Source organism: Enterobacter soli, from assembly GCF_964208575.1.
GTDB lineage: Bacteria > Pseudomonadota > Gammaproteobacteria > Enterobacterales > Enterobacteriaceae > Enterobacter > Enterobacter soli_A.
The window spans coordinates 175,092-195,745 of record NZ_CAXOFU010000002.1; the positions used below are offsets into that span (position 1 = coordinate 175,092).

A 20,654-nucleotide genomic window follows, 5' to 3' on the forward strand; every position below is an offset into this window, starting at 1 on the left:
AACAGTTAAAGAATAGAAGTTTCACAAAAATAGAGAGGGATTATTTTTTATTTAAAAACAGATAGTTAACAAAGACATTAGAGCAATATGATATATATCACACTCTTAAAGATGATACTTTTTGAGTATATTTCCGCAAAGTATTCCTGAAGAGAATAATTAAACTGGGGAGGGATTTCTGGAATTTATAATGACAATGAATAACGTCAAAATAACGTTTATAAAAACATATGCAAATTTAAGTACCCGTTATTTAAGGCGTCTTATTTAACGGGTAGTTAATAGTAGTCAGTTAATCCTGAATATCTTCTTCCTGGCGGGTTTGCATCGCCCAGCGCTGGGCAGACTCCGGCACCGGAAACGGGGGTGAACGGCGAAAACGTTCGCCCACCAACACAAACGCCACGTATTTTCCCCGCAGCTGCCAGACGTCGCGAAAACCGTCCACCTTTAACGCATGTTCAGGCGGGGCGGGTTCGACACGGGGCACGTAGGAAATCACACGGCGGTTTTGTTGGCGAAATGGTTTCATAAGCGACTGGTTCACTAGAGCAAATTCGAAAAACAGGAAAATTCTATGATAGCCGATACCGACCCCGCTCGTCGCCTCTCCGATGCGTAATGTCGCCCCTTTCGTTAAGGCGTAATCCGAAAATGCTCAGATTTTCAGCCAAATCATCACATTGTCCTATAGTTAACAGGTTTTACCGCAACTACGACTACCTTTCAGCAAGGATTTCAGGAGGCGAGTGCAATGTCGAAGCAAGATAAAAAACATCAATCACCGATTAAGGGTACGGAAGAATCACAACCCGGAATGGACTCTCTGGCGCCCGAAGATGGATCCCATCGCGCAACGCCTGGGCCAAGCGCTCCGGGAGAGCAACCTACCGCACCGGGCAGCGCAAAATCCCCGGATGCCATCAACGATAAGCTTAAGGCGCTGGACGCCTCGCGCAAAGGCAGCGAGGGCTTTGCGCTGACCACCAACCAGGGCGTGCGCATCGCCGACGATCAGAACTCCCTGCGTGCAGGCAGCCGCGGGCCGACGCTGCTGGAAGACTTCATCCTGCGCGAGAAGATCACCCATTTCGACCACGAGCGTATCCCCGAGCGCATCGTTCACGCCCGCGGCTCTGCGGCCCACGGCTACTTCCAGCCCTATAAAAGCCTGAAGGACATCACCAAAGCGGACTTCCTGTCAGATCCGAAGAAAGTGACGCCGGTGTTCGTGCGTTTCTCAACGGTACAGGGCGGCGCGGGCTCTGCCGACACGGTGCGCGATATCCGCGGCTTTGCCACCAAGTTTTACACCGACGAGGGGATTTTCGACCTGGTCGGCAACAACACGCCGGTGTTCTTCATTCAGGATGCGCACAAGTTTCCTGACTTTGTCCATGCGGTAAAACCGGAGCCCCACTGGGCCATACCGCAGGGACAAAGCGCGCACGACACCTTCTGGGACTACGTTTCGCTCCAGCCGGAAACGCTGCACAACGTGATGTGGGCGATGTCCGATAGGGGCATTCCGCGCAGCCTGCGCACCATGGAAGGGTTTGGTATTCACACCTTCCGCCTGATTAACGCCGAGGGTAAAGCCACCTTCGTGCGCTTCCACTGGAAGCCGGTGGCGGGTAAAGCCTCGCTGGTGTGGGATGAAGCCCAGAAGCTGACCGGCCGCGATCCGGACTTCCACCGCCGCGAGCTGTGGGAATCCATCGAAGCGGGCGATTTCCCGGAATTCGAGCTGGGGCTGCAGCTCATCCCGGAAGAGGACGAGTTTAAATTCGACTTCGACCTGCTCGATCCGACCAAGCTGATCCCGGAAGAGCTTGTGCCGGTGCAGCTGGTGGGCAAAATGGTGCTCAACCGTAACCCGGATAACTTCTTTGCCGAAAACGAGCAGGCGGCGTTCCACCCGGGGCATATCGTGCCGGGCCTGGACTTCACCAACGATCCGCTGCTGCAGGGGCGCCTGTTCTCGTACACGGACACGCAGATTAGCCGTCTTGGCGGACCGAACTTCCACGAAATTCCGATCAACCGTCCGACCTGTCCGTACCACAACTTCCAGCGCGACGGGATGCACCGTCAGGATATCGACACCAACCCGGCCAACTACGAGCCAAACTCGATCAACGACAACTGGCCGCGCGAAACGCCGCCTGCGCCAAAGCGCGGTGGATTTGAGTCGTACCAGGAGCGCGTGGAGGGCACTAAGATCCGCGAGCGCAGCCCGTCGTTCGGCGAATACTATGCCCAGCCTCGCCTGTTCTGGAACAGCCAGACGCCTATCGAGCAGCAGCACATTATCGGCGCGTTCAGCTTCGAGCTGAGCAAAGTCGTGCGCGAATATATTCGCGAGCGAGTCGTCGACCATCTGACGCGTATCGACATTAAGCTGGCGCAGGGCGTGGCGGATAATCTGGGCATCACCCTGACGGACGAGCAGCTCAACGCGGTGCCGCCGAAGGACGTGAACGGCCTGAAAAAAGATCCGTCGCTCAGCCTTTACGCCATCCCGGGCGGGGACATCAAGGGCCGCGTGGTGGCAATTCTGCTGAACGACAGCACCCGCGCCAGCGACGTGCTCGGCATTCTGAAGGCGCTGAAAAGCAAAGGCGTTCACGCCAAGCTGCTCTACTCCCGCATGGGTGAAGTCAAAGCCAGCGACGGCACCGCGCTGCCGATAGCGGCCACCTTCGCCGGTGCACCGTCGCTGACGGTGGATGCGGTGATTGTGCCGTGCGGGGATATCGACAGCCTGCTCTCCAGCGGGGATGCGGTCTATTACCTGCTCGAAGCCTACAAGCACCTGAAGCCGATCGCCCTTGCCGGGGATGCGCGTCAGTTTAAGGCGAAGCTGAACGTGGCGGACAAAGGTGAAGAAGGGATTGTCGAGGGTGATAACGCGGACAACGCGTTTATGACTCAGCTGTTTGACCTGCTTGCCGCCCACCGCGTGTGGTCGCGCAGCAGCAAAACTGCGCAGATCCCGGCGTAAAAAAGCCTTACCCGGGTGTGCGGCCTGATGCCCTCACCCCGTCCCTCTCCCACGGGAGAGGGAGAAAACACAAAAAACGGTAACTTATGTTACCGTTTTGCTTTTACCTCGCCTCGGGAAACTGCTCACAGATCCCTGAACGTTCCCAACCGATACCCGCGCTCGGCAATCGCGTATTTCAGCGACACCGAGGTCAGCACGTCCAGCTCGGCCAGACGCGGCCAGCAGTAGGCGCTTTTACGCACGGTATTATCCACAAACGCCGGGTGCGCCATCACCTCCAGCGACCGCTCGCCGCGTGCGGCAGAGTCGTCCAGCACCTGCAGGAACAGCGCTTCGCTAATCTCATCGCCGTAAAACGCGCTGCTGAACCCGTCGGTGGTCGGTGCCGACACAGCCAAACCCTGCTGCGCCTGCACCTCGCGATCGACGCGCATCGCCACCCCTTTTCGCGCGGCAAAGTCCGCCACGATGGGATAAATCGCCGGGATCATATGCACGTGGTGATGGCTATCGATATGCGTTGGCTCATGGCCAAAGATATCGACGAAGCGGTTGAACTGACAGTCCAGCTCGCGGGTAATCTCATCGAGCGGCAAAGCCCCCCGCTCTGCCATTTCCCAAATCCATTTACCCAGCTGTCCGTCGCGCGTCAGGCCCGGCATCGGCGAAAGCGGCATCCCGAGCGTCAGCACGAAATGCATCCCCACGCCGAGCGCCGGCACCTCATGGCTTAGCAGGGCCGCATGCTCAACCGCATCGCCGTTCACTAACGCCGTGGTCGATGTCACAACGCCCCGACGACAGGCTTCAACAATGCCGTAGTTCTGCCCTTTCGAGAGGCCAAAATCATCGGCATTTACGATCAGCAGATTTTCCATCGCACATCCTCTTAGCGCTGTTTGAACTTCAGCTTCTCAACCGTGGCGGCAAAGTTTGGCAGCCATTTTTCGTGCGCCAGGATCATCTCGCTCGCCAGCTGCTCGGCGTCGCGGTCAGAATGCACCAGCGGGCTCAGGTTGAGCGCCAGAAGAACATCGTTCAGCTCGCCGCTCAGCGCCGCGTTGCTGGCCGCCACTTCGAAGCCTTTAATAGTGTGAATCAGCCCCATCACTTTGTCGTCAAAGTGGGTAATGCGCGGGTGCGGCTGCGCCCCGTCGCGGCCCAGAATACAGGTCATCTCAACCGCCCAGTCCGCCGGGATGTTGTCGATGTGGCCGTGGTGCGGCACGTTGACGTAGTGCTCGGCCTGCTTGTTGTTGTAAATCGCGTTGATCACTTCGCAGGCTGCGTCGGAATAGTACGCCCCGCCGCGCTGCTCCAGCTCTTTCGGCTTAACGTTCAGGTTCGGATCTTTGTACAGGTCAAACAGCTGCTTCTCAACTTTCTGCACAACCTGCGCGCGCGCGCCGCCCTTATAGTACTCGCCCATTTCGATGGCCAGCATCTCTTTCTGCTTGAAGTAGTAAAGCAGGTACGAGCACGGCAGCAGGTTCAGGGAGCGAATAAGCCCTTCGCTGAACGGCAGGTCGAAGATATTTTTCACCGATGCCGCGGTCAGGCGACCGGAGGCCACGCCGTCCAGCAGTTCGTCAAAGCGCGATTTACCGTTCACAATCACGTCTTTGATAAACACCATGTGGTTCAGGCCGAACAGATCGATAGAGAGGTCGTCGTTGTCGGTCAACTCCAGCACATCGCGGATGAACATCTTCATGCCAATCGGAATGTTGCACACGCCGATGAAGCGCTTAAAGCCGGTGTGGCGGTAAACCGCTTCGGTCACCATGCCCGCCGGGTTGGTGAAGTTGATCACCCAGGCGTTCGGGCAGATTTCTTCCACATCTTTAATGATGTCGAAAATCACCGGAATGGTGCGCAGGCCTTTGAACAGGCCGCCCGCGCCGTTGGTTTCCTGTCCCAGATAGCCGTGGCTCAGGGGAATTCGCTCGTCCAGCTCGCGCGCTTTCAGCTGGCCCACGCGCAGCTGCGTGGTAACGAAGTCGGCGTCCTTCAGCGCCTGACGGCGATCCAGCGTTTTATGGACGGTTAACGGCACGCCGGCTTTTTCGACCATACGTTGGCACAGGTCGAAAATAATATTCAGCTTCTCCTGCCCTTCTTCAACGTCCACCAGCCATAATTCACTCACCGGCAGTTCGTGATAACGCTTCAGAAAACCTTCCAGTAATTCCGGGGTATAACTGCTGCCGCCGCCAATGGTTACGACTTTTAATTTCTGTTGCATACTTTCTCCCTTAACGTATCAGGTTAACCGCCTGCAAAGTGTAGCGTTCTCGTCCCGCTAATTTGGGCAAGCAATTACGTCAATATTTCTGGCGGATAAGTCCGCCGATAATTAATTCATTACCGTTAAACTTTTGCGGTAACTGTTCGGTGTGAATGAGGTGAATTTCTTAAATGTTTTAATAAACAAGCTTGGACTACTGTATCCCGATTCATAAGCAATATCGGTGACGGAGTAGTTGGTTATTTCCAGCTGTTTTTTAGCAAAATTAATGCGGATTTCATTAATAATTTGCACCGGCGTTTTACGGTAATAACGCTGGGTCGCCCGGGTTAAATATTCCTGGGACTTGCCCGACAGCGCCACCATATTTTCCAGCGCGTTGTCGCTGAACTGACATTTATCGTGCATGAGCTCAACGGTGCCGCGCAGCCACTGGGGAATATCGTCAATCACCTGCTGCTGCTCTTCGCGATGGTGGCGCAGACGGTTCATCACGTAGAAAGTCACCGTTTCAATAAATTCGTCGAACTCATTGTCGCGGAAGTTAAGCGAGGCGATGACGGTTTCAATCCAGGTCATAAACTCGTTTTTAACGCGATACACCTGCGACGCCACAAAGCAGAACGGCACCAGCGGCAGATAGTGCTTCTCAAAGAAGCGTTTGCTGACGCCGACGTTGAGAATGCGCGTGGCGCCAAATTCATAAAAGCTCTGGTGATAAGAGCCCATCGGCAGGAAGACAAAATCGCCGCGCTCCAGCAGGACGCGCTTACCGTTGATCTCCTGGTAGTAGCGTCCGGTCAGAACAATCGTGAACTCGTAGTAGTCGTGCTGGTGCAGACCGCTGGCGCTCTCGGTTTTGTTGTAGATAACCACGTGAAAATTTTTGCCATTAAACAGCTGCTGCTCAAGTGCGGTTTTGATTTCCATCGTGCTGACCTCCTGCTGCTGACGCTGACTTACTGCATTTTCTCGTGAAGCTCGATTAACTCTGCCACCAGCTCGCGGGCCAGCATAGAGGTCATCAGGTGATCCTGGGCGTGTACCAGCACCAGGCTGACTTTCATTTTCCCTTCGCCCTGGTCGCCTTCGATAAGCTTAGTCTGGACGAGGTGCGCTTCGTTCAGCGCCGTGCGGGACTGATCCATCATGATTTTGGCGGCGGCGAAATCGCCCTGCTTCGCCTGTTTGAGCGCCCCGTAAGCCAGGCTGCGCGCCTGCCCTGAGTTGATGATAAGGCCCATCACCACTTCTTCGAGGTCGTTCTCTGCGGCTTCTTCTGCAACGATACTATCCAAATCTAACATCTCAATGCTCCTTTTTGCTGGCGCGGGCTGCCCCGCGCCGGTCAAACTTAGAATTTCAGTGCGAGGGCGATATCCTCTTCGCTCTCTTCTTCATCAATCACGGTTGCCGCTTTGTTCGCTATCGCCACGAATGGCATGTAGAGCAGGGTCGCAATCCCGAGGTTGAATATCGCCAGCAGGAAGGCGGCAACGCTACCGTTGGTGTTAAAGAACGCGCCCAGACCGGCTGGCATTGTCCACGGTGCAATGTTGGTGACCGGTGGGATAATGCCCAGGTAGTAGGCCGTCAGCGTGATGGCAGCCAGCAGCGGTTGCACCAGGATGAACGGAATGAACATCACCGGGTTCATGATGATTGGCAGACCAAACAGAATCGGTTCGTTAATCTGGAAGATGCCTGACGGCAGCGCCAGCTTCGCAACCTGACGGTGGTCAGCGCGGCGAGAGACAATAAAGACCGCGATGATCAGACCCAACGTCGCCCCGGTACCGCCCAGGAAGATATAGGAGTCAAGCATCGGCTTCGCCCACACATGGAAGGTTTTACCCGCTGCCAGCGCCGCGTCAACGGAGCCGTACTGCTGGTAAAGCGCCACGTTTTCCAGTGCCCACGGGGTCATGATACCGCTGTCCAGCGCCGCCAGTGCCAGTGAACCATGCACGCCGAAGAACCACAGCAGAGAGGTGAAAATCACATACGCCCAGCCAACCACGCCGCCCATCGACGCCAGCGGCGTAGAGATGGAATCCATGATGATCTGGTGGAAGTTTGTGCCCCAGTGAGAGAGCGCCCAGGCGATAATCCCCATGATGGAGAGAATAATAAAGCCTGGAATCAACGCGGAAAATGAACGTGATACGGAGGCTGGCACGCTATCCGGCAACCGAATAACCCAGTTGCGGCGAATAATAAAGGTGAACATTTCTGCCACCACCAGACCAATCACAATACCGGAAATAATATTCGCACCGCCCAACCAGTTAGCGCCTACGGCATAAGCTTCGCCAACGCTATAAGGGGTAACGGTCATGAATGCGGCAACGGATAATAAACCGGCTGCCAGCGGATCGACTTTACGTTCTTCTGCCAGCGCCATCCCGATAAAGAAAGGCGCCATCAGCGACATAATACCCAATGTACCGTTGTACACGTTGCCGCCGATGGCTTTAAAACCGTTAAGGGTTTCAATGGTAGAAGCGTCTAACCGAATGCCTAATGAATAAAAGAAAGAACCTTCACCAAAGCTCAGAAAAACGTTGTTAATTAAAACGAACATGGCCCCGGCCAGCGTCAACGGCATTAATTTAATAAAACCGTTTTTGATGGCATTAACGTGAGGCTGCTTTCCTATTTTAACAGCAAAAGGAAGGAGTACCTTTTCAAGTGAAGCGATGACTTTACTCATAGGAAAATACCCTTAAATGCCGCAACAAACGTTACGGCGTAATGTGTGTGAAATTACTCTTTGACGGGAAAAATATAAAAATTAATTAGCAGCTTTTTTAATCGCCGCAACAGCAGCTTTCAGAACACCCAAACCATCGATTTTGCCGTACAGGCCAGAGTCGATAACTTCTACAGGTTTATTTGGCAACAGACGCTGAATTTCAGGCAGCATGTAGGCAATTTGTGGCCCCAGTAAAACGACATCCGCTGTCTGGCCTTTTTCGCCCGCCAGCGTTTCAGGAAACGCTTCGATCACCACAGGTACTTCATATTTTTCTGCCTGCGCGCGCATTTTGGAAACCAACAGTGAAGTGGACATGCCCGCTGAGCAGAACAGATAGATATGTTTCTTTTCCATAGTAACTTCCCTCTTTTATGACCACCTGCCGTCGTGCTATCACTCGACTCGCTATCCTGGCTGACAGGTAGATGGCTTACCGTTGTTTATCGTTGAAGTGAGTATACGCAATGGTACAAGGAGGGGATAATTCTGAACAGACGCAAATTGTCTCTCATTGACCTGGTATGTTGACTGTCTTCACATTCCAGGCAAATAATTCGCGCAAAGAAATAAGATTTACCAATGTATAAAAAAACCGACCTTACGGTCGGCTTGTTTACATTCTCAGGCGAGAAGGGTTACTGGGCCTTAGGTGCCTGCGGGTCGGTGTCGTACTCCGCACAGGTCTGGTAACCAGAATTGATCACGTGTCCAGTATCATCCAGCGCCACAAAGTAGGTCTCTGCCTTACCATCACGTTGACCCAGGATGTAGGTCTGGCAGGTGCCTTTCGCGTGGATCATGGTCACTTCGGAAGAAGGTTTACCGGCAATCGCCGCAACCTGAGAGCGCGTCATACCTTTTTTGACATCTTTTACTACAGGCTGTGTGAACTGATCTTTGGTGCGATCGTAAGCCGTACACCCTGCCAGCATAGTCAGTACCGCCGCTGCGCTTAAAATTCCTGCTACATTCTTGTTCATATTCCGTCCTCTTGTTTATCAGCGTGTTATCTAAGCATGGGACAAAAAATCATATTCTTCAACTTTGTGAATCAGGCCAGCGGAATTTCGGAAGATTCTAATAAAACAACGATAAGCTGCTAAATCGCCGCAAATTAGCGCACTCGAAACTGCGATCCTTGTCGTTTTACGCCCAAAGGGTTAGTTTTAACGAATCATCATTTTTTTCTCGTTCAGCAAATGGAGGGCGTAATGGCTCTGCAACAAGAGATTATTCAGGCGCTTGGCGCGAAGCCTGCGGTCGATGCTCACGAAGAGATCCGTCGCAGCATCGATTTTTTGAAATCCTATCTGAAAAAGAATGCGTTCCTGAAGTCCCTGGTGCTGGGCATCAGCGGCGGCCAGGACTCCACCCTCACCGGCAAGCTCTGCCAGCTGGCCATCACTGAACTGCGCGAAGAGACGGGCGACAGCGCGCTGCAGTTCATCGCCGTGCGCCTGCCCTACGGCGTGCAGGCCGATGAGCAGGATTGCCAGGACGCCATCGCGTTTATCCAGCCTGACCGCGTGCTGACCGTCAACATCAAAGGCGCGGTGCTGGCAAGCGAGCAGGCCCTGCGCGAAGCGGGCATCGAGCTGAGCGATTTCGTGCGCGGCAACGAGAAAGCGCGCGAGCGTATGAAGGCGCAGTACAGCATCGCCGGCATGACCAAAGGGGTGGTGGTGGGTACTGACCACGCCGCCGAGGCCATCACCGGCTTCTTCACCAAATACGGCGACGGCGGCACCGACATTAACCCGATCTTCCGCCTGAACAAGCGCCAGGGTAAGCAGCTGCTGGCGGCGCTGGGCTGCCCGGAGCACCTATATAAGAAAGCGCCAACGGCCGATCTCGAAGACGATCGCCCTTCTCTGCCTGATGAAGCGGCGCTGGGCGTGACTTACGACAATATCGATGATTACCTGGAAGGCAAAACCCTCGACGCCGCCACCGCCAAAATCATCGAGGGCTGGTATCTGAAAACCGAGCATAAACGCCACACGCCGATTACCGTTTTCGACGACTTCTGGAAGCGATAGTCAGCCACCGTGCCCTCTCTGCGTAAGAGAGGGCATTCTCCCGACGCTTTTTTAAACAACCAACACCTGCTACACTGTATGCCTGAACAGTATACGGAGCGTTATGTGAGCAGGCGTCAATCCGCCCCGCGTCTTGATTTCGAAGCGGCGGCTATCTACGAATATCCCGAACATCTTCGCCCCTGGCTTGAGGCATTGCCTAAACAGCCCGGCGTCTATTTCTTTCACGGCGAAAGCGACACCATGCCGCTTTACATCGGCAAAAGCGTCAATATACGCAGCCGCGTGATGTCGCACCTGCGCACTCCCGACGAAGCCGCGATGCTTCGCCAGTCCCGGCGAATCACCTTTATTCAGACCGCGGGCGAGCTGGGCGCGCTCTTGCTGGAGGCACGGCTAATAAAGGAACAGCAGCCGCTGTTTAACAAGCGCCTGCGCCGCAACCGTCAGCTCTGTTCGCTTCAGATAACCGAGGGCAAACCGCAGGTGGTTTACGCCCGCGAGGTTGATTTCTCCCACGCGCCAAACCTTTACGGCCTGTTTGCCAACAAGCGCGCCGCGCTGCAAATGCTGCAAACGCTGGCGGACGAGCTTAAGCTTTGCTATGGCCTGCTCGGTCTTGAGGCCACCACGCGCGGGCGCGCCTGCTTCCGCTTTGCGCTGAAGCGCTGCGCGGGAGCCTGCTGCGGGCAGGAAAGCATTGAAGATCATCAGGCGAGATTTCTTGCGGGGCTGAACGCCATCAGCGTTAACTGCTGGCCGTGGGAAGGCGCCGTGGCGCTCAAGGAGGCCAGAGAGGGAATGACGCACTATCACATCATCCATAACTGGCTGTGGCTGGGGGCGGTTGAGAGCTTAAACGAGGCCGGCGCGCTGCTGCGCACGCCCGCCGGTTTCGATCACGACGGCTACAAAATTCTCTGCAAGCCCCTGCTGACCGGCGCGTATGAGGTGATTTCCCTCAGTGACCTGCCAGCCACGTAATTTCGCTGTAGAGCAGCGTGCCTTTTGACTCCAGCAGGCGCAGGGTGTGCGTCCCCTCCTCCCAGCTTGCGCCCTGATCCGCCGTCAGCAGCTTATCCCCCAGCTGCCACGCCCCGCTGAGGACAAACACCACGCCGCCCCGTGAGGCAAAGGTGGTGAAGGTGCGATCCGCAACGCGAACCCTGGCTTTACAGCGGTCGCGGCGGGTCATGATATTGAAATCCATCGACATCTGCCCGTCGGAAAGCTGCGCCTTAACCGGCAGATCGCCGACAAAACTGTAGGGCTGGTGATGCTTCAGGGTATGGCAAAACGCGTTGCCGGCATCCAGCGTCACTTCGCCCCCTTCCAGCAGGGTGATGACCCTGTCAACGCCGGGAAAAAGCGAGAATTCGCCGTTGCTGGCGATAGAGGCAATACTGGCGCGCCATGAGAAGTCGCGCGTGGCGGGAGGAAAGCAGCAAATCTCACGCGTCTCACCGGCACCATTGCGCCAGAGACTGACCGGCATCTTACGGATATCAAAGTACTCCATCACCACTCCTGAAAGGCACAACACGCGCCAGCGCACCGATATCGCTATCGTTGCCGTCTTGTTTGTTATCGTTGGGTAAGCACAGACGTATTATCGGCAGCAGAACGGGCAGGCCTTAGCGTGCGTTAATAAAAAATCTAACGCTATGACTCTGCTGAACATTCTTGAGCGACTACAGGAGAATACCGCGACTGGGACGGCAGGCAAGAGGCAGGGAAAGAAAAACCGCCGGTCCTGCCCACTGCGTTTACGCTTTTGTGGACAGGATCCCGGCGGTCTTAAGAGTGTGAGCCGATTATTCGGCTGGTGCTGGCATTTTACCTTCCGGCGCCGGACGTTCTGTCAGACGCTTCTCAAAATTGGCATTAAATTGCTTTTTCTGTTCCGGGGTCAGAATGTTGTAGATCTTGTTCTGGGTTTCCATGCGGGCCAGCATTCCGGCTTTATGCTGCTCGGCCATTTTGTCGATCTGCGCTTCGGCTTTTGCCTTATCGAAGCTGTCGCTGGCGATGATGTCATGCATCGCGCGGCGCTCTTCCAGCGGCGGACGCTTCATCTGGTCACGCTGGCTTTTCATGATGTCGCGCACCTGCTGTTTCTGGGCGTCGGTCAGGTTCAGATCTTTGAACATCATGTCGTGATGCATACCCGGCTTGCCTTTATGGTGCATCATCATTTTGCCGTCGGCAGGTGCGGCGGTCGTGGTCGCGGTATCTGCGGCGAACGCCATGCCGGTAGCGCCCAGAGCCAGGGTAGAAGCAACAAACAGTGCAGTTAATTTACGCATAATTTATTTCCTTTCTTTCAGTTATTCTTCGGCGCTATGCCGTGTTGACGAGATTAACTTTACGGGGTTTATCGTCAATTAGTCAGAGCAACGGTAAAACAATGAAAGTGTAAAAAACAAATAATCGCCAATTATGGAGGAATTAAGGATAAAGCGTGGAGAGATGCAACGAAAATATTCAATACGATGATTTTAAAGAGATTATGAAGAAGTATATAGAAGCAATGTTTATTTTGAAAGCAATTATCCAGGAATATTCTGCAAAAAATGCCTCGCCGCAATAATCGCTAAGAAAATAACAGCGACAGGTGGAGAGAAATAAGCCGATTTCTCTCCACCGTCCGCTAGATTTTTTCCAGCATCAGCCCCGCCCGCAGGCCAAACGCCACCGACGGGTTGGGGAACAGCACGTACTCGGTGGCTCTCTGCACCTCGTAGCGCTCGTCGCCGTCTTCCGCCAGCAGCACGCCCTGACGGAACGGCGTGAAGTTCAGCGTGTGCGCCGCCATGTGCAGCCGGAACGCCTCGCTTTTGCGGGTGATTTGCTGCACCACCCGGTAGCGCTCGACGGGCAGATCGCTGTGCTCCGCCTCCGTGCCCGAGAGCAACGCCCGCAGCGCCAGATGGGTAGGCGCGAAGCGCGACAGGTCGTTTTGTCCAAACGGCAGCGCTTTTCCCAGCTCCAGCGTGCAGGCCAGTGCCCCAACGCTCTCGCAGGTGAAATGGGTAAAGGTGCCGCCCGGCGACTGGTGGAACACCAGCGCCTCCAGCCCCGCATCCCCGAGCCAGGTGAGGAAGCGTTCGTCCCACGGCCTGCTGCGCTGGGGCAGAACGCCAAAACGCACGTGATACGAGGCGCGGATCGCCGTGTGGAGATCGAGATGCCAGCGCGCGTCTCCGGCGCGGGCGAAGAAATCCGTCACCGTCGTTTCCAGCCAGCGGGCGCGGGCGGTTTCGTCGCTCGACGGGAACTGCGCCCAGCGCCCGCCGAACATGCGGTTGATATCGCTGTCCAGATAGCGCCGGTTTTGCGCCAGCGCCGGAGGATTTCCCAGCACCACCAGCGTGCGGCAGCGCAGCGGAAAATCACCGCGATACAGGGCGTGAAGCAGCAGATCGACAATTTCGACCGGTGCGGTTTCATTGCCGTGAACGCCCGACGAGAGCACCAGCGACGGGCCGTGCTCTTCAAACGGCGTGAGTTCAAGCGCCCCCCGCCCCAGCCAGCGCCAGTAGAACGAGGGGCCTTCGCCTTCCTGCTGCTCTGGCGTCACATCGGCCAGCGTCAGCGCCAGTAAATTCTCCATAGCGGCTCCTTTAGCGCTGGAACGGGTAAACAGCGCCCAATTTCAGGATGGTGCTGAGCTCATCCAGCGCCTCCCGACCTTCGCGCAGCAGCTGCGGGTCAACCAGATCGGCCTGGGTTAACCGGTCGCGATAGTAGCGATCGACCCAGCCGTTGAGGGTGTTAAACAGCTGCTCGTTCATCATCACCGCCGGATTAACCGCCTGCATCTCCTGCGGGGTTAACACCACGCGCAGGCGAAGGCACGCCGGGCCGCCGCCGTTCGCCATGCTCTCGCGCAGGTCAAACACGCGCAGCTCGTCAATCGGATTATCCGCCTGCACCAGCTCGCTCAGATAGCGCCAGACCCCGGCGTGATTGCGCGACTCCTGCGGTAGCACCAGCATCATGCTGCCGTCGTCCCGGCTCAGCAGCTGGCTATTAAACAGGTAGGTTTCTACCGCGTCCTGCACGCTGACCGCATCCGTTGGCACCTGAATCGGGGTAAAGCCGGGCACCCGCTCGTGCAGCGCGGCCAGCAGTTTTTCCTGCTGGGCAAACGCCTGCTCGTGGCAGAACAGCACCTGACGGTTGGATACCGCAATCACGTCGTTGTGGAACACGCCCTGGTCGATCACCAACGGGTTTTGCTGGGCAAAAAGCACCTGCTGCGGGTTCACCTGGTTCAGACGCGCCACCGCCTGGCTTGCCGCCAGGGTCTGACGCGCGGGGTAGCGCGTCGGGGCAGTCTGGCCGCCCTCTTCCCGTCCGTAGATAAAGAGCTGCAAACCCGGCTCGCCGTAGTCGCCCCCCAGACGGTTATGGTTTGCCGCCCCCTCGTCGCCGAACATCGCCACCTGCGGCAGCGCCTGATGGACGCTGAAATGCTCCGCATGATTAAAAATGGCGCTCAGCACCCGCCCGGTGGTTTCAGCCTCGGTCGCGCGGTGGAACTTGTTGTTGAGGTTGGCGACGGTGAGATGCACCCTGCCGTCCAGGGTATCGGCGGAGGGCGCAACGGTTGCCGCATTCGCCACCCACATTGACGACGCCGAGCTGGCCGCCGAGAGCAGATGCGGCGCCTGCGCGCCCGCTTTCTCAATCACCTGCTCGTCGCTGCCGCTGAATCCCAGCTGGCGCAATACCGGAACGTTCGGGCGCTCCTGGGGCGGGATCACCGCCTGCGGGAACCCGGCATCCGACAGCGCCTTCATTTTCAGCAGCCCCTGCTTCGCCGCCAGCTTCGGATTCGATACCTGGAAGCGGTGCTTTGTTGAGGCCTCATTGCCAAACGACAGCCCGGCGTAGTGGTGCGTCAGCCCCACCAGGCCGTCAAAATTCACTTCACGCGCTTTCATGGTCATTCCCCTGGGTAAAATCCAGACCCGGACTGAGCGTTTCCGGCAGCGTCAGGGCGGCGGTTTCAAGGCTCGCCATCGGCCACGCGCAGTAGTCCGCGGCGTACCACGCGCTCGCGCGATGGTTGCCCGACGCCCCCACCCCGCCAAAAGGTGCGGTACTCGCCGCGCCGGTCAGCGGTTTGTTCCAGTTGACGATCCCGGCGCGCGCCTCCAGCAGAAGCTGGTCAAACTTCTCGCGCTGGGGCGAAATCAGGCCGCTCGACAGGCCGTAGCGGGTGCTGTTGGCCATCGCGATGGCGCTGTCAAAATCGTCGTAGCGCCAGACGCACAGCATCGGGCCGAAGACCTCTTCATCCGGCACCGTCCCGGCGCCGCTCATCTCGATAATGCCCGGGGTCAGCAGCGAGGTTCCCGGCTGCGCCAGCCTGGGTTCCAGCAGGGTTTTCGCCCCGCGGGCGACGTGCTCCTGCCAGGCCTTCAGCACGTTCTGCGCCGCCTGCTCAGAGATCAGCCCGCCGATAAACGGCTGCGGCTCCGCATCCCATTTCCCCGGTACCAGGCGCGCGCTCACCTCCACTAGCCGGGCCAGAAACGCATCGCCCTGGGCGCCGCGCTTCACCAGCAGGCGGCGCGCGCAGGTGCAGCGCTGTCCGGCGGTGATAAAGGCGGACTGGATGGTGAGATGCACGGCGGCATCGATATCATCTGGATCTTCCACAATAAGCGGGTTGTTGCCGCCCATCTCGAGCGCCAGAATTTTTTCCGGCTGCCCCGCAAGCTGGCGGTGCAGCTGATAGCCCGTCCCGGCGCTGCCGGTAAACAGCAGGCCGTCGATATCGCTCAGCGCGCTGAGCGCCTGCCCGGCTTCACGTCCACCCTGCACCAGGTTCAGCACGCCCGGCGGCAGCCCGGCCTGCTCCCAGAGCTTAACCACCGCCTCGCCCGTCAGCGGCGTCAGCTCGCTCGGCTTGAAAATCACGGTGTTGCCCGCCAGCAGCGCGGGCACAATATGGCCATTCGGCAGATGCCCCGGGAAGTTATAAGGGCCAAACACCGCCAGCACGCCGTGCGGACGGTGGCGCAGGGTCGCCGCGCCGTCCGGCATGTCGGTTGTCTGCTCGCCGGTGCGGATGTGGTACGCCTTCACCGAAATGGCGATTTTGTTGATCATCGCCGCCACTTCGGTCGCGGCCTCCCAGCGCGGCTTGCTGGTTTCCGACGCGATAATGCGCGTCAGCTCGGCCTTATTGGCCTCCAGCAGCGCGGCGAAGTTCTCGACAATGCTCTGACGCGCCGAAAAAGGCTGTTTCGCCCACGCCGGAAACGCGCGGCGGGCGGCGCGGCAGGCCTGCTCCACCTGCCCGGCGCTGGCGTCGTTCCCCTGCCAGAGCACCTCTTTACCGACGGGGTTGGTTTTCACGCGCTGCTCACCCTCGCCCGTTACCCAGTCACCGTTAATCCATAAGCTCATGCTGTTTTCTCCTCAGGGCAAAGTCTTACCAGGCGCACCGCGTCGCCGGGGTTACATTTCAGGGCATCCAGCTGCGCGGGCGTCAGCACCAGGCGATCGCATTTCGGGTTGGTGCGCACCAGCATGGCGCGGAAGTTTTCATAATGCTCGTTCGCCACCAGGCACGCCGGCCATTCGCCCGGCGCGGGCTGGCCTTCCGCCACGGTCACCAGACGGCTTTTGCGGATGGCGCGCACGCGGTCGATGTCGCACTCAAGGGTTGGCCCGCCGTCGAAAATGTCGACGTAGTTACGGTAGCGGAAGCCCTCTTTCTCCAGCACCGCGCGGGCAGGCGCGGTTTGCGGATGCACTTCGCCGATCACCGCCTGCGCTTCCGGGCTTAAGAAATGGGTATAGATAGGGTGTTTGGGCATCAGCTCGGCGATAAAGGCCTTCTGCCCGGTGCCGCAGAGGTAGTCCGCGCGGCTGAACTCCATTGAGAAAAAGCGCTCGCCCAGGCTTTCCCAGAACGGCGAGTAGCCTTTGTCGTCAATGACGCCGCGCATCTCGGCCACCACTTTTTCGTTAAAGCGGTCGCGAAACGCGGCCATAAACATAAAGCGCGACTTGGAGAGCAGATAGCCGTTGCCCTCTTTGCGCCACTCGGGATCGAGGAACAGCGTGCAAAGCTCGCTGGCCCCGGTGTGGTCGTTGCACAGAAACAGCGTCGGCAGCGCGTTATAAACGTTCAGCTCTTTCGAGGCGTGAACCATGGTGCCGACGCGGTAGTTGTACCACGGGTCGTTAAGGCCAACCGCCACTTCGATGGCGCAAATCCCCGCCACGGTGCCGGTGTCGGTATCTTCCAGCACGAACACATAGCCCTGTTCGCTTTTTGGCATCGTCCCTTGCCAGGTTTGCAGGGCGCGCTCAATGCGCGCCGACAGCGTTTTTTCATCGGCAGGAAGCGAGGTCAGCCCGCCTCCCGTCTTTCCGGCAAGCTGCATGAGCCCGGCGAGATCGCCGCGCTCAACGGGACGGATGACCATCATGATGACACCCCGGACTTCACGCGTTCACAGGCCAGCGCAAAACGGTCTAAACCGGTTGATACCTCTTCTTCGCTGACGATCAGCGCAGGGGCAAACCGCACCACGTTGGCGCCGGCAATCAGCACCATCACGCCCATTTTTGCTGCTTCCTGTGAGATAAGTTTAGCTTTTCCGGCAAATTCCGGCGTCAGCTCGCAGCCAATTAACAGCCCCAGACCGCGAATTTCTTTGAACAGGCCGGTTTTGCTGTTGATGGCGTTCAGGCGCTCGACGAACCATTCATGGCGCTGCTTAACGCCCGTCAGCACCGCTGGCGTGTTGATGATATCCAGCACCTGTCCCGCCACGGCGGTCGCCAGCGGGTTACCGCCGTAGGTGGTGCCGTGGGTGCCGACGGTCATGACGCTGGCAAACTTATCGGTGGTAAGCATGGCCCCAATCGGGAAGCCGCCCCCCAGCGCCTTCGCCGTGGAGAGCACGTCCGGCGTCACGCCGTAGTGCATGTAGGCGTACAGCTCGCCGGTGCGGCCCACGCCGGTCTGCACTTCGTCGAAAATCAGTACCGCGCCGTGGCGGTCGCACAGCTCGCGCAGCCCTTGCAGAAAGGCTTTTTGCGCCGGAAGCACGCCGCCCTCGCCCTGCATTGGCTCAACGATCACCGCGCAGGTGGTGTCGTCGATCAGCGCAGCGGCAGAGTCCAGATCGTTGTAAACGGCGTGGCGGATGTCCGGCGGCAGCGGCGCGAAGTCCTGAGAATAGGAGGGCTGACCGCCCGCGCTGACGGTAAACAGCGTGCGGCCGTGGAAGGCGTTTTTGAACGCCACGATCCCGCTCTTGTGCGTGCCGAACTTGTCGTGGGCGTATTTACGCGCCAGCTTCAGCGCCGCTTCGTTGGCTTCCGCCCCCGAGTTACAGAAGAAGACTTTTTCAGCAAAGGTGGCGTCGATAAGCTTTTTCGCCAGACGCAGCGCGGGCTCGTTGGTAAAACCGTTGCCGGTATGCCAGAACTTCGCCGCCTGGTCGTTCAGCGCCTGGCGCAGCGCCGGGTGCGCGTGGCCCAGGGCGTTCACCGCAATCCCGCCCGCAAAGTCGATATACTCTTTGCCCTGCTGATCCCACAGGCGCGAGCCTTCCCCACGTACCGGAATAAAAGCCGCCGGAGCGTAAACCGGCATCATCCATTCATCAAAATTTTCACGCGTAATTGACAGAGACATAGCGACCTCATCCGGTAAATAAAAGGTTGTTTAAATGTTAAATAATTGAGTATTTGCACTGTGAATGTAGATTGCAGACTTCGTGCCAGCCAGCGTTAAAAATGCATAAACGGGTTGCGACAACAGAATATCAACAGGTTACGATATGGAGTTATTCACTGTTAATGCATAAAAAGTGAATATTTTTATGACAAGCGGCGCTTTGCCGAACGAAAACGTGAAAGAGTATGCACAGGCCAAATATAATTCTGGAATTGTGATCGCCAGCGAAATTTATTGTCCGTTTATGCCTCTTTTCAGGGCGCCACGCGCGGGAATGGTGCAAATTTTGCACCGTTGACGCAATCTGTCGCAGTTATTGGTCATACCCGGTAACAGCTGCGTTAAATTCTGCTACCATCCATGCACTATTCACCTTGCATTGGCAGCGACTATGAAATTTGTCTCTTTTAATATCAACGGCCTGCGCGCCCGCCCTCACCAACTTGAAGCCATCGTAGAGCAGCATCAACCGGATGTGATTGGCCTTCAGGAGACAAAGGTTCACGACGACATGTTCCCCCTCGAAGAGGTGGCGAAGCTGGGCTACAACGTCTTTTATCACGGGCAGAAAGGCCACTACGGGGTCGCGCTGCTGACCAAAGAAACGCCCGTTTCGGTGCGTCGCGGCTTCCCGGGCGATGACGGAGAAGCGCAGCGCCGCATCATCATGGCGGAAATCCCGTCGCCGCTCGGCAATATCACGGTAATCAACGGGTACTTCCCGCAGGGCGAAAGCCGCGACCACCCGACCAAATTCCCGGCGAAAGCGAAGTTCTACCAGGATCTTCAGGACTACCTGACCACCGAGCTGAAAAAAGAGAACCCGGTGCTGATCATGGGCGATGTGAATATCAGCCCAACGGATCTGGACATCGGCATCGGCGAAGACAGCCGCAAGCGCTGGCTGCGTACCGGTAAATGCTCCTTCCTGCCGGAAGAGCGCGAGTGGATGCAGCGCCTGCTGGACTGGGGCCTGGTGGACACCTTCCGCGCCGCCAACCCGGAAACCCAGGATCGCTTCTCGTGGTTTGACTACCGCTCGAAAGGCTTCGACGACAACCGCGGCCTGCGTATCGATCTGCTGCTGGCAAGCTCGCCGCTGGCCGAACGCTGCGTCGAAACCGGCATTGATTACGACATCCGCAGCATGGATAAACCGTCTGACCACGCGCCGGTGTGGGCGAAGTTCAAGCTGTAACCTCGTGTGAACCGTCGAAAATACCTCTTTCTGTGCGCCCTTCTGGGCGCATTTGCGCTGGCGTTTTGGCTGCTGCCGCCGGGCACGCTGACGCTTGATTCGCTGCGCGCGCACCATCAGGCGCTGCTGGCGCAGGTTCAGCGGGCGCCAGTGCAAAGCGCGGCGCTCTATTTTGCCCTGTATGTGCTGGTGTCCGCCCTTTCCATCCCCGGCGCGGCGGTGCTGACGCTGCTCGGCGGGGCGCTGTTCAGCCTGTGGCAAGGCACCCTGCTGGTGTCGTTTGCCTCCACGCTCGGCGCGACACTTGCGATGCTGGTGAGCCGCTATCTGCTGCGCGACTGGGTGCAGCGGCGGTTTGCCGAACAGATGAAAACCGTCAACGCCGGAATGAACCGCGACGGCGCATACTATCTTTTTGCCCTGCGCCTGATGCCCCTGTTCCCGTTTTTTGTGGTCAATTTGCTCGCCGGGCTGACCCGCCTCGGCGTGCGCCGCTACTGGTGGGTGAGCCAGCTTGCGATGCTGCCCGCCACGATAATCTTTCTGAATGCCGGAAGCGAGCTGGGAAAACTGACCTCGCTGCGCGATATTCTGTCGCCGGGAACGATCTTCGCCTTTACACTACTGGGGTTATTGCCGCTGGTGACCCGCTGGCTGTTTTCTCGCTTCTCTCACTCTTCGCGATAAGGAA

Annotated in this window: 19 protein-coding genes and 1 pseudogene; 5 read left to right on the plus strand and 15 right to left on the minus strand. The window is 57.4% G+C overall.

Annotated features, from left to right (window positions below):
- Positions 1-292: 292 nt before the first annotated feature.
- Positions 293-547, minus strand: a complete 255-nt coding sequence (gene cedA, locus AB6V08_RS02635; RefSeq protein ID WP_368541160.1) for a cell division activator CedA — start codon at positions 545-547, stop codon at positions 293-295.
- Between the two features lie 207 nt (positions 548-754).
- On the opposite strand from cedA, the gene katE reads away from it, so the two are divergent.
- Positions 755-3,004, plus strand: coding sequence for a catalase HPII (gene katE / locus AB6V08_RS02640; RefSeq protein WP_368541162.1), 2,250 nt, complete (start codon positions 755-757; stop codon positions 3,002-3,004).
- A 125-nt stretch (positions 3,005-3,129) separates the two neighbouring features.
- Here the strand turns inward: katE and chbG are convergent, their stop codons facing one another.
- The 7 genes and pseudogenes from chbG to osmE all read right to left on the minus strand — a co-directional run bounded on the left by chbG (position 3,130) and on the right by osmE (position 8,993).
- On the minus strand, positions 3,130-3,885 hold the full coding sequence (gene chbG, locus AB6V08_RS02645) for a chitin disaccharide deacetylase (protein ID WP_368541163.1): 756 nt from the start codon (positions 3,883-3,885) through the stop codon (positions 3,130-3,132).
- 11 nt (positions 3,886-3,896) lie between these two features.
- Positions 3,897-5,252, minus strand: coding sequence for a 6-phospho-beta-glucosidase (locus AB6V08_RS02650; protein ID WP_368541164.1), 1,356 nt, complete (start codon positions 5,250-5,252; stop codon positions 3,897-3,899).
- A gap of 111 nt (positions 5,253-5,363) precedes the next feature.
- A pseudogene (gene chbR / locus AB6V08_RS02655) lies at positions 5,364-6,203 on the minus strand (transcriptional regulator ChbR); the annotation flags it as partial.
- An 11-nt stretch (positions 6,204-6,214) separates the two neighbouring features.
- Entirely contained in the window at positions 6,215-6,562 is a 348-nt protein-coding gene (gene chbA, locus AB6V08_RS02660) for a PTS N,N'-diacetylchitobiose transporter subunit IIA (RefSeq protein ID WP_368541165.1), read from the minus strand.
- A gap of 47 nt (positions 6,563-6,609) precedes the next feature.
- Positions 6,610-7,968: a PTS N,N'-diacetylchitobiose transporter subunit IIC gene (gene chbC / locus AB6V08_RS02665; RefSeq protein WP_152084296.1), complete on the minus strand. Its 1,359-nt coding sequence runs from the start codon at positions 7,966-7,968 to the stop codon at positions 6,610-6,612.
- An 81-nt stretch (positions 7,969-8,049) separates the two neighbouring features.
- A complete protein-coding gene (gene chbB, locus AB6V08_RS02670) occupies positions 8,050-8,367 on the minus strand; it encodes a PTS N,N'-diacetylchitobiose transporter subunit IIB (RefSeq protein ID WP_008500676.1) in 318 nt (105 codons plus the stop codon).
- A gap of 281 nt (positions 8,368-8,648) precedes the next feature.
- The gene (gene osmE / locus AB6V08_RS02675; protein ID WP_010430142.1) at positions 8,649-8,993 is read right to left on the minus strand and encodes an osmotically-inducible lipoprotein OsmE; all 345 of its coding nucleotides are present in this window, start codon (positions 8,991-8,993) and stop codon (positions 8,649-8,651) included.
- Positions 8,994-9,224: 231 nt separating this feature from the next.
- Here osmE and nadE point away from each other — a divergent pair, with 231 nt between their 5' ends.
- Positions 9,225-10,052 carry an ammonia-dependent NAD(+) synthetase gene (gene nadE, locus AB6V08_RS02680; protein WP_368541167.1) on the plus strand — a complete coding sequence of 276 codons (828 nt, stop codon included), beginning with the start codon at positions 9,225-9,227 and terminating at the stop codon, positions 10,050-10,052.
- A 105-nt stretch (positions 10,053-10,157) separates the two neighbouring features.
- Complete coding sequence (gene cho / locus AB6V08_RS02685; protein ID WP_368541168.1) at positions 10,158-11,036, plus strand: excinuclease Cho; 879 nt, start codon at positions 10,158-10,160, stop codon at positions 11,034-11,036.
- On the opposite strand, the gene ves is transcribed toward cho, so the two are convergent.
- From ves to astC, 7 genes are all read right to left on the minus strand, one after another.
- On the minus strand, positions 11,014-11,571 hold the full coding sequence (gene ves / locus AB6V08_RS02690) for an environmental stress-induced protein Ves (protein WP_368541169.1): 558 nt from the start codon (positions 11,569-11,571) through the stop codon (positions 11,014-11,016). The genes cho and ves overlap by 23 nt on opposite strands.
- Before the next feature lie 295 nt (positions 11,572-11,866).
- Entirely contained in the window at positions 11,867-12,358 is a 492-nt protein-coding gene (gene spy, locus AB6V08_RS02695) for an ATP-independent periplasmic protein-refolding chaperone Spy (RefSeq protein ID WP_368541170.1), read from the minus strand.
- A gap of 344 nt (positions 12,359-12,702) precedes the next feature.
- Positions 12,703-13,665: a succinylglutamate desuccinylase gene (astE, locus tag AB6V08_RS02700; protein WP_368541171.1), complete on the minus strand. Its 963-nt coding sequence runs from the start codon at positions 13,663-13,665 to the stop codon at positions 12,703-12,705.
- A 10-nt stretch (positions 13,666-13,675) separates the two neighbouring features.
- The gene (gene astB, locus AB6V08_RS02705; RefSeq protein WP_368541172.1) at positions 13,676-15,001 is read right to left on the minus strand and encodes an N-succinylarginine dihydrolase; all 1,326 of its coding nucleotides are present in this window, start codon (positions 14,999-15,001) and stop codon (positions 13,676-13,678) included.
- Entirely contained in the window at positions 14,988-16,475 is a 1,488-nt protein-coding gene (gene astD / locus AB6V08_RS02710; RefSeq protein ID WP_368541174.1) for a succinylglutamate-semialdehyde dehydrogenase, read from the minus strand. The genes astB and astD overlap by 14 nt, the downstream gene beginning before the upstream one ends.
- Positions 16,472-17,506, minus strand: a complete 1,035-nt coding sequence (gene astA / locus AB6V08_RS02715) for an arginine N-succinyltransferase (RefSeq protein ID WP_368541176.1) — start codon at positions 17,504-17,506, stop codon at positions 16,472-16,474. The genes astD and astA overlap by 4 nt, the downstream gene beginning before the upstream one ends.
- Positions 17,503-18,723, minus strand: coding sequence for a succinylornithine/acetylornithine transaminase (gene astC / locus AB6V08_RS02720; protein ID WP_368541177.1), 1,221 nt, complete (start codon positions 18,721-18,723; stop codon positions 17,503-17,505). The genes astA and astC overlap by 4 nt, the downstream gene beginning before the upstream one ends.
- Before the next feature lie 433 nt (positions 18,724-19,156).
- Between astC and xthA the strand changes: the two genes are divergently transcribed.
- On the plus strand, positions 19,157-19,963 hold the full coding sequence (gene xthA / locus AB6V08_RS02725; RefSeq protein WP_368541179.1) for an exodeoxyribonuclease III: 807 nt from the start codon (positions 19,157-19,159) through the stop codon (positions 19,961-19,963).
- A 6-nt stretch (positions 19,964-19,969) separates the two neighbouring features.
- Positions 19,970-20,650: a TVP38/TMEM64 family protein gene (locus tag AB6V08_RS02730; protein WP_368541181.1), complete on the plus strand. Its 681-nt coding sequence runs from the start codon at positions 19,970-19,972 to the stop codon at positions 20,648-20,650.
- The last annotated feature ends 4 nt before the right edge of the window (positions 20,651-20,654 follow it).

Coding starts and splice junctions, on each gene's coding strand:
- chbC (WP_152084296.1), bottom strand. CDS start 7,968: ATGAGTAAAGTCATCGCTTCACTTGAAAAGGTACTCCTTCCTTTTGCT.
- astB (WP_368541172.1), bottom strand. CDS start 15,001: ATGAAAGCGCGTGAAGTGAATTTTGACGGCCTGGTGGGGCTGACGCAC.
- xthA (WP_368541179.1), top strand. CDS start 19,157: ATGAAATTTGTCTCTTTTAATATCAACGGCCTGCGCGCCCGCCCTCAC.
- astA (WP_368541176.1), bottom strand. CDS start 17,506: ATGATGGTCATCCGTCCCGTTGAGCGCGGCGATCTCGCCGGGCTCATG.
- astC (WP_368541177.1), bottom strand. CDS start 18,723: ATGTCTCTGTCAATTACGCGTGAAAATTTTGATGAATGGATGATGCCG.
- nadE (WP_368541167.1), top strand. CDS start 9,225: ATGGCTCTGCAACAAGAGATTATTCAGGCGCTTGGCGCGAAGCCTGCG.
- AB6V08_RS02650 (WP_368541164.1), bottom strand. CDS start 5,252: ATGCAACAGAAATTAAAAGTCGTAACCATTGGCGGCGGCAGCAGTTAT.
- katE (WP_368541162.1), top strand. CDS start 755: ATGTCGAAGCAAGATAAAAAACATCAATCACCGATTAAGGGTACGGAA.
- spy (WP_368541170.1), bottom strand. CDS start 12,358: ATGCGTAAATTAACTGCACTGTTTGTTGCTTCTACCCTGGCTCTGGGC.
- chbG (WP_368541163.1), bottom strand. CDS start 3,885: ATGGAAAATCTGCTGATCGTAAATGCCGATGATTTTGGCCTCTCGAAA.
- chbA (WP_368541165.1), bottom strand. CDS start 6,562: ATGTTAGATTTGGATAGTATCGTTGCAGAAGAAGCCGCAGAGAACGAC.
- osmE (WP_010430142.1), bottom strand. CDS start 8,993: ATGAACAAGAATGTAGCAGGAATTTTAAGCGCAGCGGCGGTACTGACT.
- ves (WP_368541169.1), bottom strand. CDS start 11,571: ATGGAGTACTTTGATATCCGTAAGATGCCGGTCAGTCTCTGGCGCAAT.
- astD (WP_368541174.1), bottom strand. CDS start 16,475: ATGAGCTTATGGATTAACGGTGACTGGGTAACGGGCGAGGGTGAGCAG.
- astE (WP_368541171.1), bottom strand. CDS start 13,665: ATGGAGAATTTACTGGCGCTGACGCTGGCCGATGTGACGCCAGAGCAG.
- chbB (WP_008500676.1), bottom strand. CDS start 8,367: ATGGAAAAGAAACATATCTATCTGTTCTGCTCAGCGGGCATGTCCACT.